The organism is Bacillus cereus group sp. MYBK15-3 (assembly GCF_051916765.1).
Taxonomy (GTDB): Bacteria; Bacillota; Bacilli; order Bacillales; family Bacillaceae_G; genus Bacillus_A; species Bacillus_A cereus.
This window is the reverse complement of record NZ_JBQAHG010000001.1, coordinates 688,093-701,465: the sequence shown is the minus strand read 5'-3', so window position 1 is coordinate 701,465 and position 13,373 is coordinate 688,093. Positions and strand designations below refer to the sequence as shown.

Sequence of the window (13,373 nt, the reverse complement as noted above, 5' to 3'; positions counted from 1 at the left end):
GCTTATAGTAAGCTGAATCCTTTTTTATTATGCTGTAGGTAAGACATAAAAGAGTACACAGAAGAACATCATCGCACTACCACCTAAAACGAACAGGTGCCATATAGCATGGTTGAAAGGTAGCTTTTCCCAAAGGAAGAATATAGCTCCGACAGAATATAAAATTCCACCTGCTAAAAGTAGTGAAAAACCATGTCCAGTTAGATTTTCATAAAGTGGTTTAATGGCAACGATTATGAGCCAACCCATAATGATGTAACATAAAGTTGAAGCCTTTATAAAGCGACGTACAAAGAAAATTTTGAAGACGATACCTCCGATTGCTAGTGTCCATATTATAGCAAGCAACGTCCATCCTAATGGGCCACGAAGTGTAATAAGTAGAAAAGGAGTATACGTGCCAGCAATCAATAAGTAAATGGCTGAATGATCTAAAATAGTAAATATTTTTTCTACTTTAGGATGATGAATGCTATGTAGCAATGTTGAAAACAAGTACAGTAAGAACATGCTTACACCATAAACAGTAAATGCAACTACAGCTGATGCGGTACCGTGCTTAGAAGCATGAATAATCAATATGATTAAGGCAGGAATGCTTAAAATGGCACCGATACCATGTGTAATTGCATTTGCAATTTCTTCTTTTACAAATTGAGTCATTCGTGTCATTTTTTCAGTCATAATGCAAATCCTTTCTACTATCATAAAATAATATGTCATTTCCCTTACCATATCATACACAAGAGCAATAGAAAATGAAATTTGTATAATTGATTATATTTTTGAATTTTTTTGACAAAAGACAATGGATTTGTTGACGTTTTCAAACTTTTTTGACAAAATAAAATTATGTAATAGTAGGACAAGGAAACTACTAATAAAGGGGATGGGGAAATGTTTTCAAATATTGGCTTTCCAGGGTTAATTTTAATTTTAGTAGCAGTACTCATTTTATTTGGACCTAAAAAATTGCCGGAAATCGGGAAGGCTTTAGGAGAAACGTTAAAAGAGTTTAAAAAATCAACGAAAGAATTGACAGATGACGCATTTCAAGAAAAGGAAAAGAAAGAAAAAATGTAGTGTATTTTCCTTGTAATGGATAAATAAAGTGTGGTGAACGAGATGGAAGATCGGGAAATGAGCGTAGTAGAACATATTGTTGAGCTTCGAAAAAGAGTAATATATACGGTGTTATCCTTTGTACTATTTTTAATTATTGGATTTACTTTTACAAAGGATATTTATTTTTGGCTTGTAAAAGATTTACCAATGAAATTAACTGTTCTCGGTCCAAGTGATGTATTGTGGATTTTTTTCTCGATTGCTACAGTATTTGCTATCGTTTGTACAATTCCTTTTGCTGCTATACAAATTTGGTTATTTGTAAAACCGGGTTTACATCCAAATGAACAAAAGATGACAATAATGTATATACCGGTATTGTCTATATTATTTCTCGCAGGTTTATGTTTTGGATATTTCATTGTAATGCCGTTTCTATTTCACTTTTTAACTACGATAGGTAATGAAATGTTTAATACGATGTTTACGACAGAAAAGTATTTTCATTTTGTACTTAATTTAACAGTTCCATTTGCTGTGATTTTTGAATTGCCAGTCGTTGTAATGTTTTTAACTAGTATTGGAATACTTACGGCGGAATTTTTAATAAAAATAAGAAGGTATGCTTACGTAGCATTAATTATCATTGCATCTTGTATATCACCGCCAGACTTTTTATCTCATAGTTTAGTTGCAGTGCCGCTTATTTGTATTTATGAAGTAAGTATTGCGTTATCAAAGGTTGTTAGTAAGAGGAAAAAGAAAAGAGAAGAAATGCAGTCGAAAAGTGCCTCGTTATAAAGGCACTTTTTTATTTATTTGTTATACTATAGCTATAAACGTATACAATATATAGAAGAAAAAAATTATAGAATCTCCAAAATTTAGACAAACTTTGCGCTTTTATAAGCTTATACTAAATGTATTAAACAATTGATGGATAATGAGATTCCCGTCTCAGAGATATTTAGGACGGGAAGGTGAATTAGGTGGAGATGAATAGAGTATAAATCTTCTAGCCATAAGGACTACAGAAATCATATAAGTCTGATTTTACTCCACTTTAAACAACGTGTTACAGCGCAAAGTAGAGGAAGTTCAAAAATCCAATGAAAAAGAGGATTGATATTGTGATTACGAAAAGTTTTTATTTCACTCATTCAACAGGGGATTGCATTAAAATATTCGAAATCCCTGTCCTACAGGCACAGCATCCATTATCGTTTCTAATTCAGTCTCGTCTTCAATTATTTATTGCAAAAATTCAAAAACAAAAACACCCAAGATTTTCGTATTCTTTCCGTGAATATTTACAAAATTGTTTGAAGTGGAATGATTATTTAAATGTATATAAAACAAATACCCTTGAAAAAAATGCATGATACGAAGTACGGACAGGGTTAGTAAACTCTGTCTTTTTCATTTTAGATATGAAAATATAATTAATTTGATGAAATTTCGTTCCAAATTGTTGAAAGCAATGGGAATACTAGTATAATAACAAGGAGAGCGTATTGGAAAGGGAAGAAGTATAGTATGCAAAAAATTAAAATTGTAACAGATTCAACGGCAGATTTATCACAAGACGTAATCGAAAAGTATGACATTCATGTTTTACCATTATCAATCTCTGTAAATGGAAAAACATATTTAGATCGCGTTGATTTACAACCTGACGAATTTATTGAAGAAATGATTAAATCAGAGGAATTACCAAAAACATCACAACCAGCTATGGGTACATTTGTAGAAATGTATGACAAGCTAGGGGAAGATGGAAGCGAAGTCCTTTCTATCCATATGACAAGTGGAATGAGCGGTACTGTAGCAACTGCAAATAGCGCTGCATCAATGACTGATACAAAAGTAACAGTTGTTGATTCTCAATTTATTACACATGCTTTAGCATATCAAGTAATTGAAGCTGCCAAAATGGCAAATGACGGACGCTCACTAGAAGAAATTTTAAAACGTGTAGATGAAGTAAGAAAGAATACTCGTTTATATGTAGTAGTGGATACATTAGAAAACTTAGTGAAGGGTGGACGTATCGGTAAAGGAAAAGCGTTTATCGGTTCGCTACTTAATATAAAGCCGATTGCTAGTCTTGAAGACGGTGTTTATAATCCTGTAACGAAAGTTCGTAGCCAAGGCCAAATTGTAAAAACATTAGCTAAGTTATTTGAGCAAGATACGGCTGGAAAAGTCGTAAAAGCTGTTGCAATTCCGCATGCGAAAGCAATTCCTTTAGCTGAAAGTATGAAAGCGGCGGTTGAAAAAGTGAGTGGATTTGCTCAATCAGAAATTTTCTACACAACGCCTATTATTAGTACTCATACAGGTCCGGGCGCAATCGGATTTATGTATTTAGCAGAGTAATAAAAAAGCTACTTGAAAATATATTTCAAGTAGCTTTTTTATGTAAATAGAAAGTAAGAAATAAGAAGAGCTACACAGGCACTACCGCTAATGATATAGCGAGTCTGTAAATATTCATTCATAGAAAACACCCTTTATCCCGCTATTTGCGGACAGTAAAACTCTCTACCTCAAATTTAGCTGGAGCAAAGAGGTTAGGTAGCGGGCTGCCCGTAAAAGCTTGATTGATGAAGGTAAATAATCAGTGGGGATGAAGAAATCCCACTAATTAAAGTTTCACTATAGGATTTTCTATATTATATGTTGGATATAGAAAATCAGTCATTACGTTACACATGTAAAGTTTCAATTTTTTCGTTTATTTGCTTATCATTTGTTGCGTTACTATAAATAAAAGTTTGACCTAAAAAGAGTACATGCAGTTGTTCCCACGGTAACATGCGCAAATTCCAATTATTTCGAAGTCTAGTTATTGCTTCACGAGGTGTTTCATCGGCGAGTGCAAAAGCTCCGTAATGCATTGGTATAAAATGTGTAGCGTTTAAATCTAAATAAGCTTGCACGGCCTCTTCAGGTGAAACATGAGATACTTTCATAAACCATTCTGGTTCATAAGCGCCAATGGGCATAAGAGCAATATCAATTAAAAAGCGTTCACCAATTTCTTTGAAACCTTGGAAATAGCCACTGTCGCCACAAAAATATATGGTTTCCATAGTCGTTTCATTATCAATAATCCATCCGCCCCAGTGAGACGTATTCATATCAAATAAGAATCTTCTCGTCCAGTGCTGAGCAGGTACGAAGTGAAAAGAAACTTCGTTAATTATCGTACTTTCCCACCATTTATACTCTTCTACATGTTTAAATTTCTTACGAGTAAATAATTTTTTTAATCCAATAGGTACAAGATATAGAACATCATCATTCAACTGACGAAGAGTTGAAAAATCTAAATGATCATAATGACCATGTGAAATAAGGACAATATCAATTTTAGGTAGTGCTTCTATAGAGAGTCCAGGTTCTGTAAGTCTTGGAACTAGCTTTAATTTATTAGCCCATACTGGATCTGTTAATATATTAAGTCCATTCGTTTGGATAAGAAAAGTGGAATGCCCAATCCATGTGATAGTCGTTTTTTCAACATTACTTTGCAAAAATGCACTTTGTTTAACGGGTGATTGTTCTACTAAGAAAGAAAAATCTTTTTTGTTTTGCTTTCGTTCTTTACGCCAGCGTAAAAAAGAGCGAATTGATTTTTTTGTACTAACATTATCCATATTTTCATAGCGCTTTGCCATGAACATCACCTCATTTAAAATCGTTGTATTTGTATTGTACCGAAATGTTGTTAAGGAATACAGTGTAAAACATGGATTAATGTTTAAGGAATTGTTAAAAAATAGGGAGAGGTATTTACAAAAGTAACAATGAAATTAGTTTTATCACTTTTATTTAGAGAAATAATAGTAAAAAAATATATTTTGTCTAGTAATTCGCTTGAAATAAAGAAGTAACATACGTAAATTCGTACGATTTCGTGAACAAATGTAGTAAACAATTTTCTCGTAGTGTTAACTTTTGTTATTATAAACATAACCTATTTAAATTTAGGATAGAGAAAAGAGGTTTATAAATGAAGCGTTATCAAAAAATAATTGGTCTTATGGTTGTATTTTGTCTCTTTGTACTTGCTGGATGTAGTGAATCAGGTTCAAAGCTTCGTAAACCATTAAATTGGGATTTAGAAACCTTCCAATTTACAAATCAAGATGGAAAGAAATTTGGTACAAAAGATTTAAAAGGGAAAGTTTGGGTTGCAGATTTTATGTTCACAAATTGTCAGACAGTTTGTCCACCAATGACTGCAAATATGGCCAAGCTTCAAAAGATGGCAAAAGAAGAGAAATTAGACGTTCAGTTTGTTTCATTTAGTGTAGATCCAGACCTTGATAAGCCAGAAAATCTGAAAGCTTTTATTCAAAAGTTTACAGAGGATACTAGTAACTGGAATTTATTAACGGGGTATTCGTTAGAAGATATTACAAAGTTTTCAAAAGATAATTTCCAATCACTTGTTGATAAGCCGGAGAACGGTCAGGTCATGCATGGGACATCATTTTATTTAATTGATCAAAACGGAAAAGTAATGAAAAAGTATAGTGGCATTAGTAATACGCCATACGAAGACATTATACGTGATATGAAGCGATTAGTGGGTTAAAAATAAGGGTGCATAGCACCCTTATTTTTTTTGTATTAGTCTATCGATAAAATGTCATGTTGCTGGGGAAGTTTCGGCGCACGAATTTCTAATACGCCGTTTTGATAAGAAGCTTTTGCCGCTTTTTTATTAATTGAATACGGCAATTTAATCAATCTTGATGCTTCTGAAATGGAACGTTCTCGGCGATAATAGTTATGGGATGTTTGTTCTTCTTCTTCTTCAAGTATCTCTTCTTTTACAGAGACTTTTAAGTATTCACTTTGTATTTCAATTTGGATTTGTTCTTTTTGTATACCTGGTAGTTCAGCTGTAACAACGAGTTCTTCACCAACTTCATATAAATCTACAGGGAATGTTAATAAACGGTTTCCTTTTTGGAAAAAATGATTTAAATCAGCGATTACATTGCGAAGAGGTGTTTGCTCGAAGAAATCATCAATTTGCTTTAAGTAATTACGAACCGGTGGGCGAGAAGAATCTTTTTTTTCTTCACTCATGGTATTTCCTCCTAGAAATCAATTTGCAATATCATATGACAAAAGCGGAGAAAGGTGAGTGCCTAGTTTTCATGTTTTCATAAAAAATTGTTAAAAATGTGAAATGGAGTGATTTTTTTATAGTTTTTGGTCGCCATATTCAGTTGATTATGCTAGTATAAATAGGGTTGATATAGTAGTATAGAGACAGAATGAAAACTGAAAGAGGGTAAGAAGTATGTGTGGTTTTGTAGGATGTTTATGTGAAAACCCTAGAGAGTTTTCAGAAACAGAAAAACATCAATTTGAAAATATGAACACGATGATTTTCCACCGTGGTCCAGATGACGAAGGATATTTTCGTGATGAACATGTACAATTTGGCTTCCGCCGTTTAAGCATCATTGACTTAGAGGCAGGACATCAGCCGCTAACTTATGAAAATGATCGATATGTAATTATTTTTAATGGTGAAATTTACAACTATGTAGAATTACGTGAAATGTTACTTGAAAAAGGTGCAACGTTTGCAACGCAATCTGATACAGAAGTTATCATTGCATTGTATGCACATATGAAAGAAAAATGTGTAGACTACCTTCGTGGTATGTTTGCATTTATGATTTGGGATCGTGAGGAAAAGAAACTTTTCGGTGCACGTGACCACTTCGGTATTAAACCTTTATACATTGCACAACAAGGTGATACTACATTCTTCGCATCTGAGAAGAAAAGTATTATGCATGTGATGGAAGATAAAGGCGTTAATCCAACGTCACTACAACATTACTTTACGTACCAATATGGTCCAGAGCCAGAAACGTTAACAATTGATGTTAATAAAATCGAGCCTGGTCATTATTTCGTAAAAGAAATCGGTAAAGAGATGGAAATCCATCGCTACTGGAAACCTTATTTCAACGCTTCAAGTGCAACGAAAGAGGAGCATATCCAAGCAATTCGTGATGTGTTATATGATTCAGTAAAAGTGCATATGCGTAGTGATGTACCAGTAGGTTCATTCTTATCTGGTGGTATCGATTCATCTATCATCGCTTCTATCGCAAGAGAAATGAATCCAAATCTTTTAACATTCTCTGTTGGTTTTGAGCAACGTGGTTTCAGTGAAGTTGATGTTGCGAAAGAAACTGCTGAGAAATTAGGCGTTAAAAACCATAACGTATTCATTTCAGCGAAAGAATTTATGGATGAGTTCCCAAAAATCATTTGGCATATGGATGATCCTTTAGCTGATCCAGCAGCTGTACCATTGTACTTCGTTGCGAAAGAAGCACGTAAACATGTAACAGTTGTTCTTTCTGGTGAAGGCGCAGACGAGCTATTTGGTGGTTATAACATTTACCGTGAGCCAAACTCACTAAAAATGTTCTCTTACATTCCTAGCCCAGGTAAGAGCGTTCTAAAAGCATTAAGTGGTGCTCTTAAAGAAGGATTTAAAGGTAAGAGCTTCCTAGAGCGTGGATGTACACCAATTGAAGAGCGTTACTATGGAAATGCTAAAATCTTCCGTGAAGAAGAAAAAGCTGAATTAATGAAGTATTACAATGAAAGTGTTAACTATATGGATATCACGAAACCATTGTATAACGAGATTAAAGATTATGATGATGTAAGTAAAATGCAGTACATTGACATGTTCACATGGCTACGCGGTGACATTTTATTAAAAGCTGATAAAATGACAATGGCAAACTCATTAGAACTTCGTGTACCGTTCTTAGATAAAGAAGTATTCGATGTTGCATCTAAAATTCCAACTGAATTTAAGATTGCTAACGGAACTACGAAAGCTATTTTACGTGAAGCAGCACGCGGAATCGTTCCAGATCACGTATTAGATCGTAAAAAACTTGGATTCCCAGTACCAATTCGTCACTGGTTAAAAGACGAAATGCATGATTGGGCTATAAATATTATAAACGAAAGTAAGACAGAGCATTTAATCGACAAACAGTATGTATTAAACTTACTGGAAGCACATTGTGCAGATAAAGGCGATTATAGCCGTAAAATTTGGACTGTACTTGCGTTTATGGTATGGCACCAAATTTATGTTGAGCATAAATACGATACGAATAAGTTCCATGAAGAAACAAAACGTGCGTATAGCTTAGTTTAATTAGAAAAACCTTAAGATCGCATACGGTCTTAAGGTTTTTTTCATAAATAGGAAGTATTATTGATACAATAATAGTAAAAGGATGGACAACATATGATTACGTTTGAGAAAGTTACTGTAGAAAATGAAAGCGTTGTTAAAGAAATGTTTAAATCGCATAGTTTAGGTGAGAAAAAGGTACAGTACTGTGTGAAAGTTGATGATACATATATTGGTGTAATAGATTATAGTGTACAAGAGGAACGGGCTGTTTTATCACAGCTAATTATTCATTTTGATTACCAAGGTTACGGTTATGGTACAAATACGTATTTTACATTTGAAGAAATGATGAAACAAAGAAATGTGAAAGAAATAAAAGTGCTACAAGAGAAATTAACAGAAAAGGCGAAGTCTTTCATAGAGAGTTTTGGTTTTGCTTCAGAAGATGAAGAGTATGTAAAGAAAATATAACGATGATTATTTATGCGATACAATAAATATAAGGCAGGTGGATGTATGACGATGACTTCTGGTCTTGTATTAATTGGAGGGTGCTTTATAGTAGCAGAATTATGTCATATAATCATTCGGAAAAGAATGAGTAAGAAAAAAAAGCCGTATGAATTACAATACATCCCTGTCTTTTTCATTATGTTTTGTATGCTTAGTACATTACAAAATTTAATGAACTTTCCACCACTTGTAAATGTTTTTTTAAAGTTTGGTTTACTTTATAGTGGTGTTGGAATAGCACTTTTATTTATTTTATTTTGCATACGTTATGTTCACTATCAATCGTATATATTTATTTTAAATTGGTTAAAGCAAGATGATAGAAACCGCCTTACATAAGGCGGTTTTTTTATTTGCAATTGTAACAGAACCTGTACATTTCACATAAAATAGGACGAGTAGAAATGCAAACATATTACAAGAAAGGGGCGGGGCAATAAAATGAAACTTGTTATAGACGCAGGGCACGGTGGATATGATTCTGGTGCTGTTGGTAATGGTTTAGTAGAAAAAAACTTAACACTTCAAATTGCTAGACGCGTTCGAGACATTTTAACGGTAAATTACCCAATTACAATTAAAATGACACGTGATAGTGATGTGTTTATTTCTTTATCGGAACGTGCTAATATTGCTAATGCTTTCAGTGCGGATTATTTTATTTCATTTCATATTAATAGCGGCGGGGGTACAGGTTTTGAAAGTTATATTTATAATGCGTTATCCAATAGCAGCACTGCATATGCAAAGCAACAAAAAATGCATACAGCTGTCAATCCTGTATTAACAAAATATGGTCTTCGTGATCGAGGAGCAAAAAAAGAAAATTATGCGGTATTAAGAGAAACCGCAATGGATGCAATTTTAACTGAGACTGCTTTTATTGATACAGCGTTTGATGCAAATTTATTAAAAAATCCACAATTTATTGAAGATCTAAGTCAAGCGTATGCAAATGGAATAGCAGCTATTTTTGGAGTAGCTCCAAATCCACAACCTCCTAACCCACAACCGACACCTCAAACGAAGGGAATCGCTTATATTCTTGGGAAAAATGTAAATTTAAGAAATGGTCCATCAACTTCTTCCTCAGTTATTCGTCAATTAAATTCACCAGAATCTTACGTTGTATATCAGGAAAGTAACGGATGGCTAGATTTGGGGAATGGACAATGGGTGTATAATGATCCTTCGTACATTAATTTTGTAAAGACAAGCAATAGTGATGGAAGCCCGATTGGGGTTGCATATATACAAGGGATGAATGTAAATTTAAGAAGTGGTCCATCAACTACATCTGCAGTTATCCGCCAATTAAATTCTCCAGAATCTTATTTAGTATATATAAATGAAAATGGTTGGTTAAACCTTGGTGGAAATCAGTGGGTATATAATGACCCAGCGTATATTAAATATACTCAATATTAGGAATTAAAATGATAATGCAATATGGATGCGTATCCTTGTTATGTATAACAAGGATGCGCATTTTAATAACAACATTTATTTTCATACTTATGCACTATATTTTAAAAAGAAACATTAGAAAAGCGGATAGAATCTAAAAAGTATATATTAAAAAAGTTTTCTTATATACATTGACAATGTATGTAAGATACATTAATCTTTAAATGTTAATGATAATCGATTTCATCTAGGGAGGACATATGATACATACTAAAAAACTAATTATGTTCTGCATTATGATACTCATGGTTGTAATTGCAGGATGTAGTAAAGAAGAGAAAAAAGAAAATAATATATCAGCGAAAGCAAAAGATTCATATACGGTAAAGCATGCAATGGGTGAAACGACAGTAAATGGTACACCTAAAAAAGTTGTTGTTTTAACAAATGAAGGCGCAGAGGCTCTCCTAGCTGTGGGCGTAACGCCAGTGGGGACTACGAAACCACGTGCTGGTGATGAATGGTATCCTCATTTAGCGAAAGAGTTAAAAAACACGAAAGTTGTAGGAACTGAACGTGATATTAATTTAGAGGCTGTAATGAAGCTTAAGCCAGATTTAATTATCGGAAATAAAATGCGTCATGAAAAAATATATGATCAGCTAAAAGAAATCGCACCAACTGTTTATGCAGAAACATTACGCGGTGATTGGAAAGAAAACTTTACACTTTATACAAAAGCTGTAAATAAAGAAAAAGAAGGGCAAAAAGCTCTTGATGATTATAAAAAACGCATTGAAGGAATGAAAGAGAAGTTAGGCGATAAATTGAATTCTAAAGTTTCTATTATTCGTTTCGTGCCAGGTGATGTTCGCATTTATCAAAAAAACTCATTCTCGGGCGTTGTTTTAAATGATATTGGATTTAAACGACCACCATTACAAGATAAATATGATTTTGCGATAAAAGGAATTACAAAAGAGCAGATTCCAAATATGGACGGAGACTACTTATTCTATTTCACGTCTGATAAAGATGCAGATAAGAATAATGAAGGAAATTCGTTAGCAAAGGAATGGACAGAAGATCCACTCTTTAAGCAACTACAGGCTTCTAAAAATAACAAAGTATTCCAAGTAGATGAGGTAATCTGGAATACAGCAGGCGGTATTAAAGCTGCGAACCTTATGTTAGATGATATTGAAAAATATTTCCTTAAATAAATGATAAAATACATCACTTTTACGAAGTGATGTATTTTTTGTTTGTGAAAATACAGAAAATTCCTTCTTTCAGGGTGTCATAAGTTGTACAATAAAATCAATCATGTGATAAAGGAGTGGGGAAGAATGAAAGCTACTCATAAAGATTGGATCTTGTTTAATGGGAGAATGATTAATACGAAGGAAGAACAGCCGATGGTCGCATTAGAAGAGCGAGGCTTCCAATTTGGTGATGGGATTTATGAAGTATTTAGACTATACGATGGCAAGCCTCATTTATTAGATTTACATTTGGAACGATTCTTTAACTCTATGGCGGAAATAAAACTAATTCCACCATTTACGAAGGAAGAATTAGTAGAAGAGTTATATCAAATGATTAAAAAAAATCAATTTCAAGAAGATGGGAATGTATATTTACAAATATCAAGAGGGGCACAACCGCGCAATCATGTATATGAATCAGATTTACAACCGACATATTTTGCAAATCTCGTTTCGTTCCCAAGACCAGTTGCTTCAATGGAGGCAGGGATTAAGGTGACAGTAGAAGAGGATATCAGGTGGAAGTTTTGCCATATAAAATCTTTAAATCTGCTTCCTAATATCATGATCAAAAACAAAATAAATGAACAAGGGTATCAAGAAGCAATATTAGTACGAGATGGTATTGTGACTGAAGGGTGTCATTCCAATTTCTTTATCGTGAAGAATAATAAGTTGATTACACATCCAGCGGATCATTTCATTTTACATGGTATTACACGTCACTACGTAATTACATTAGCGAAAGAGTTACATATCGATGTAGAGGAACGAGAGTTTTCATTACAAGAAGTATATGACGCTGAGGAGTGCTTCTTTACAGCGACGCCGCTTGAAATATTCCCAGTCGTTCAAATTGGTGATGAACAGTTCGGGGCTGGTGAAAGAGGACCAATTACGAAAAAACTACAAGCTGCATACGAAGAGAGTATTCGTTTATTTAAAGTGACAAATTAATTATGAAGAAAAAAGCTGGTATTCTTCCGGCTTTTTTTCATGATATAATTCAAGCATAGGACAAGTTTTGAAAACGCTGTAAAAAGGGGATTTAATATATGAATTATGAAGATTTTAAAGAAGTAATTCACGGAAGACGAAGTGTTAGAAAGTTTACAGATCAAGAAGTATCTACTAATGATATAAAAGAAATAATTGATTGTGCTCGTTACGCACCGAGTGATACGAATTCACAAACGTGGGAATTCGTAGTTATCATGAATCGAGAGAAGATTAAAGAAATTGAACAAATGACATGGGATGCATTACATAAACTTGCGACAAAAGCAGCAGAAAATGGAGAAGAGAAAGCAGGGAAATTACTTACACGTTCTTTCGGACCATATGCAACAGCTTTCTCGGAGGCACCAGTATTAATCGTATGTTTGGCAACACCATATGAATCAAAGTTCCGTGAAAAGATATTTGATCCAATTGCTTTTGTTCCAGATTCAGTTTGGGAAGAAGAAGGCATTAAGAGTAGCTGTTTAGCGGCACAAAACTTAATGTTAGCTGCACATGCAAAGGGACTTGGTACTTGTCCAATGACAGGGCCAGTATTGCTAGCTCAAGATGAACTGCGCCAATATTTACAAATTGAGCCTGAAAAACAAATAAATATGGTTATTTCACTCGGATTTCCGAAAGATAAACCGAAGAAACTTCCAAGAAAAGAAGTAGATGAGATTACAACGTTTGTTTTTTAATTGCTGTATAGAAAAGACATTGAACTAACAATGTCTTTTTATTTTTGAGGGTATGTAATTCATATGTTGGGCTAAAATGATAGATAAGAGGAAATTACTATTTATTTCATAAAAAAAATTAATGTTCTATTAAGGAAAGTATGATACATTAATCGTGAGCAAGATTCTATTTGTTCATGAAAGTGTTGAAAGTAGTCTCAAAATTTAAAA

The 13,373-nt window shown here is 33.6% G+C and carries 15 protein-coding genes; 12 read left to right on the top strand and 3 right to left on the bottom strand.

Features of this window, described 5'->3' with window-relative positions:
• Positions 1-27: 27 nt before the first annotated feature.
• Complete coding sequence (gene trhA, locus ACTFR8_RS03540; RefSeq protein ID WP_000136889.1) at positions 28-684, bottom strand: PAQR family membrane homeostasis protein TrhA; 657 nt, start codon at positions 682-684, stop codon at positions 28-30.
• Between the two features lie 213 nt (positions 685-897).
• Here trhA and ACTFR8_RS03535 point away from each other — a divergent pair, with 213 nt between their 5' ends.
• From ACTFR8_RS03535 to ACTFR8_RS03520, 4 genes are all read left to right on the top strand, one after another.
• Entirely contained in the window at positions 898-1,083 is a 186-nt protein-coding gene (locus ACTFR8_RS03535; RefSeq protein WP_000492443.1) for a twin-arginine translocase TatA/TatE family subunit, read from the top strand.
• Between the two features lie 42 nt (positions 1,084-1,125).
• Positions 1,126-1,866 (top strand): twin-arginine translocase subunit TatC, encoded by a 741-nt coding sequence (gene tatC, locus ACTFR8_RS03530; protein ID WP_000390120.1) that lies wholly within the window; start codon positions 1,126-1,128, stop codon positions 1,864-1,866.
• Positions 1,867-2,195: 329 nt separating this feature from the next.
• Positions 2,196-2,447, top strand: a complete 252-nt coding sequence (locus ACTFR8_RS03525; RefSeq protein ID WP_000629012.1) for a DUF2535 family protein — start codon at positions 2,196-2,198, stop codon at positions 2,445-2,447.
• A 154-nt stretch (positions 2,448-2,601) separates the two neighbouring features.
• The gene (locus ACTFR8_RS03520) at positions 2,602-3,444 is read left to right on the top strand and encodes a DegV family protein (RefSeq protein WP_001169468.1); all 843 of its coding nucleotides are present in this window, start codon (positions 2,602-2,604) and stop codon (positions 3,442-3,444) included.
• A gap of 329 nt (positions 3,445-3,773) precedes the next feature.
• On the opposite strand, the gene ACTFR8_RS03515 is transcribed toward ACTFR8_RS03520, so the two are convergent.
• Positions 3,774-4,748 (bottom strand): MBL fold metallo-hydrolase, encoded by a 975-nt coding sequence (locus ACTFR8_RS03515; protein WP_001129628.1) that lies wholly within the window; start codon positions 4,746-4,748, stop codon positions 3,774-3,776.
• A 335-nt stretch (positions 4,749-5,083) separates the two neighbouring features.
• On the opposite strand from ACTFR8_RS03515, the gene ACTFR8_RS03510 reads away from it, so the two are divergent.
• On the top strand, positions 5,084-5,671 hold the full coding sequence (locus ACTFR8_RS03510) for an SCO family protein (RefSeq protein WP_000833331.1): 588 nt from the start codon (positions 5,084-5,086) through the stop codon (positions 5,669-5,671).
• A gap of 35 nt (positions 5,672-5,706) precedes the next feature.
• Here the strand turns inward: ACTFR8_RS03510 and ACTFR8_RS03505 are convergent, their stop codons facing one another.
• Positions 5,707-6,171, bottom strand: a complete 465-nt coding sequence (locus ACTFR8_RS03505) for an Hsp20/alpha crystallin family protein (protein WP_001288085.1) — start codon at positions 6,169-6,171, stop codon at positions 5,707-5,709.
• A gap of 217 nt (positions 6,172-6,388) precedes the next feature.
• Here ACTFR8_RS03505 and asnB point away from each other — a divergent pair, with 217 nt between their 5' ends.
• The 7 genes from asnB to ACTFR8_RS03470 all read left to right on the top strand — a co-directional run bounded on the left by asnB (position 6,389) and on the right by ACTFR8_RS03470 (position 13,163).
• Positions 6,389-8,290, top strand: coding sequence for an asparagine synthase (glutamine-hydrolyzing) (asnB, locus tag ACTFR8_RS03500; protein WP_000333816.1), 1,902 nt, complete (start codon positions 6,389-6,391; stop codon positions 8,288-8,290).
• 93 nt (positions 8,291-8,383) lie between these two features.
• Positions 8,384-8,743, top strand: coding sequence for a GNAT family N-acetyltransferase (locus tag ACTFR8_RS03495; RefSeq protein ID WP_000627522.1), 360 nt, complete (start codon positions 8,384-8,386; stop codon positions 8,741-8,743).
• A gap of 51 nt (positions 8,744-8,794) precedes the next feature.
• Positions 8,795-9,124 carry a hypothetical protein gene (locus ACTFR8_RS03490; protein WP_000200459.1) on the top strand — a complete coding sequence of 110 codons (330 nt, stop codon included), beginning with the start codon at positions 8,795-8,797 and terminating at the stop codon, positions 9,122-9,124.
• A 102-nt stretch (positions 9,125-9,226) separates the two neighbouring features.
• Positions 9,227-10,213 (top strand): N-acetylmuramoyl-L-alanine amidase, encoded by a 987-nt coding sequence (locus tag ACTFR8_RS03485; RefSeq protein ID WP_000779890.1) that lies wholly within the window; start codon positions 9,227-9,229, stop codon positions 10,211-10,213.
• Positions 10,214-10,452: 239 nt separating this feature from the next.
• Positions 10,453-11,415, top strand: coding sequence for an ABC transporter substrate-binding protein (locus tag ACTFR8_RS03480; RefSeq protein WP_252209951.1), 963 nt, complete (start codon positions 10,453-10,455; stop codon positions 11,413-11,415).
• A gap of 126 nt (positions 11,416-11,541) precedes the next feature.
• Entirely contained in the window at positions 11,542-12,417 is an 876-nt protein-coding gene (gene dat, locus ACTFR8_RS03475) for a D-amino-acid transaminase (RefSeq protein WP_000648387.1), read from the top strand.
• Between the two features lie 98 nt (positions 12,418-12,515).
• Positions 12,516-13,163, top strand: a complete 648-nt coding sequence (locus ACTFR8_RS03470; protein ID WP_001105291.1) for a nitroreductase family protein — start codon at positions 12,516-12,518, stop codon at positions 13,161-13,163.
• Positions 13,164-13,373: the final 210 nt, after the last annotated feature.

Bases quoted from the DNA above. Each gene is read 5' to 3' on its own strand.
- ACTFR8_RS03490 (WP_000200459.1), top strand. From the start codon at position 8,795: ATGACTTCTGGTCTTGTATTAATTGGAGGGTGCTTTATAGTAGCAGAA.
- trhA (WP_000136889.1), bottom strand. From the start codon at position 684: ATGACTGAAAAAATGACACGAATGACTCAATTTGTAAAAGAAGAAATT.
- ACTFR8_RS03480 (WP_252209951.1), top strand. From the start codon at position 10,453: ATGATACATACTAAAAAACTAATTATGTTCTGCATTATGATACTCATG.
- tatC (WP_000390120.1), top strand. From the start codon at position 1,126: ATGGAAGATCGGGAAATGAGCGTAGTAGAACATATTGTTGAGCTTCGA.
- dat (WP_000648387.1), top strand. From the start codon at position 11,542: ATGAAAGCTACTCATAAAGATTGGATCTTGTTTAATGGGAGAATGATT.
- ACTFR8_RS03495 (WP_000627522.1), top strand. From the start codon at position 8,384: ATGATTACGTTTGAGAAAGTTACTGTAGAAAATGAAAGCGTTGTTAAA.
- ACTFR8_RS03485 (WP_000779890.1), top strand. From the start codon at position 9,227: ATGAAACTTGTTATAGACGCAGGGCACGGTGGATATGATTCTGGTGCT.
- ACTFR8_RS03520 (WP_001169468.1), top strand. From the start codon at position 2,602: ATGCAAAAAATTAAAATTGTAACAGATTCAACGGCAGATTTATCACAA.
- ACTFR8_RS03510 (WP_000833331.1), top strand. From the start codon at position 5,084: ATGAAGCGTTATCAAAAAATAATTGGTCTTATGGTTGTATTTTGTCTC.
- ACTFR8_RS03505 (WP_001288085.1), bottom strand. From the start codon at position 6,171: ATGAGTGAAGAAAAAAAAGATTCTTCTCGCCCACCGGTTCGTAATTAC.
- ACTFR8_RS03515 (WP_001129628.1), bottom strand. From the start codon at position 4,748: ATGGCAAAGCGCTATGAAAATATGGATAATGTTAGTACAAAAAAATCA.
- asnB (WP_000333816.1), top strand. From the start codon at position 6,389: ATGTGTGGTTTTGTAGGATGTTTATGTGAAAACCCTAGAGAGTTTTCA.
- ACTFR8_RS03470 (WP_001105291.1), top strand. From the start codon at position 12,516: ATGAATTATGAAGATTTTAAAGAAGTAATTCACGGAAGACGAAGTGTT.
- ACTFR8_RS03535 (WP_000492443.1), top strand. From the start codon at position 898: ATGTTTTCAAATATTGGCTTTCCAGGGTTAATTTTAATTTTAGTAGCA.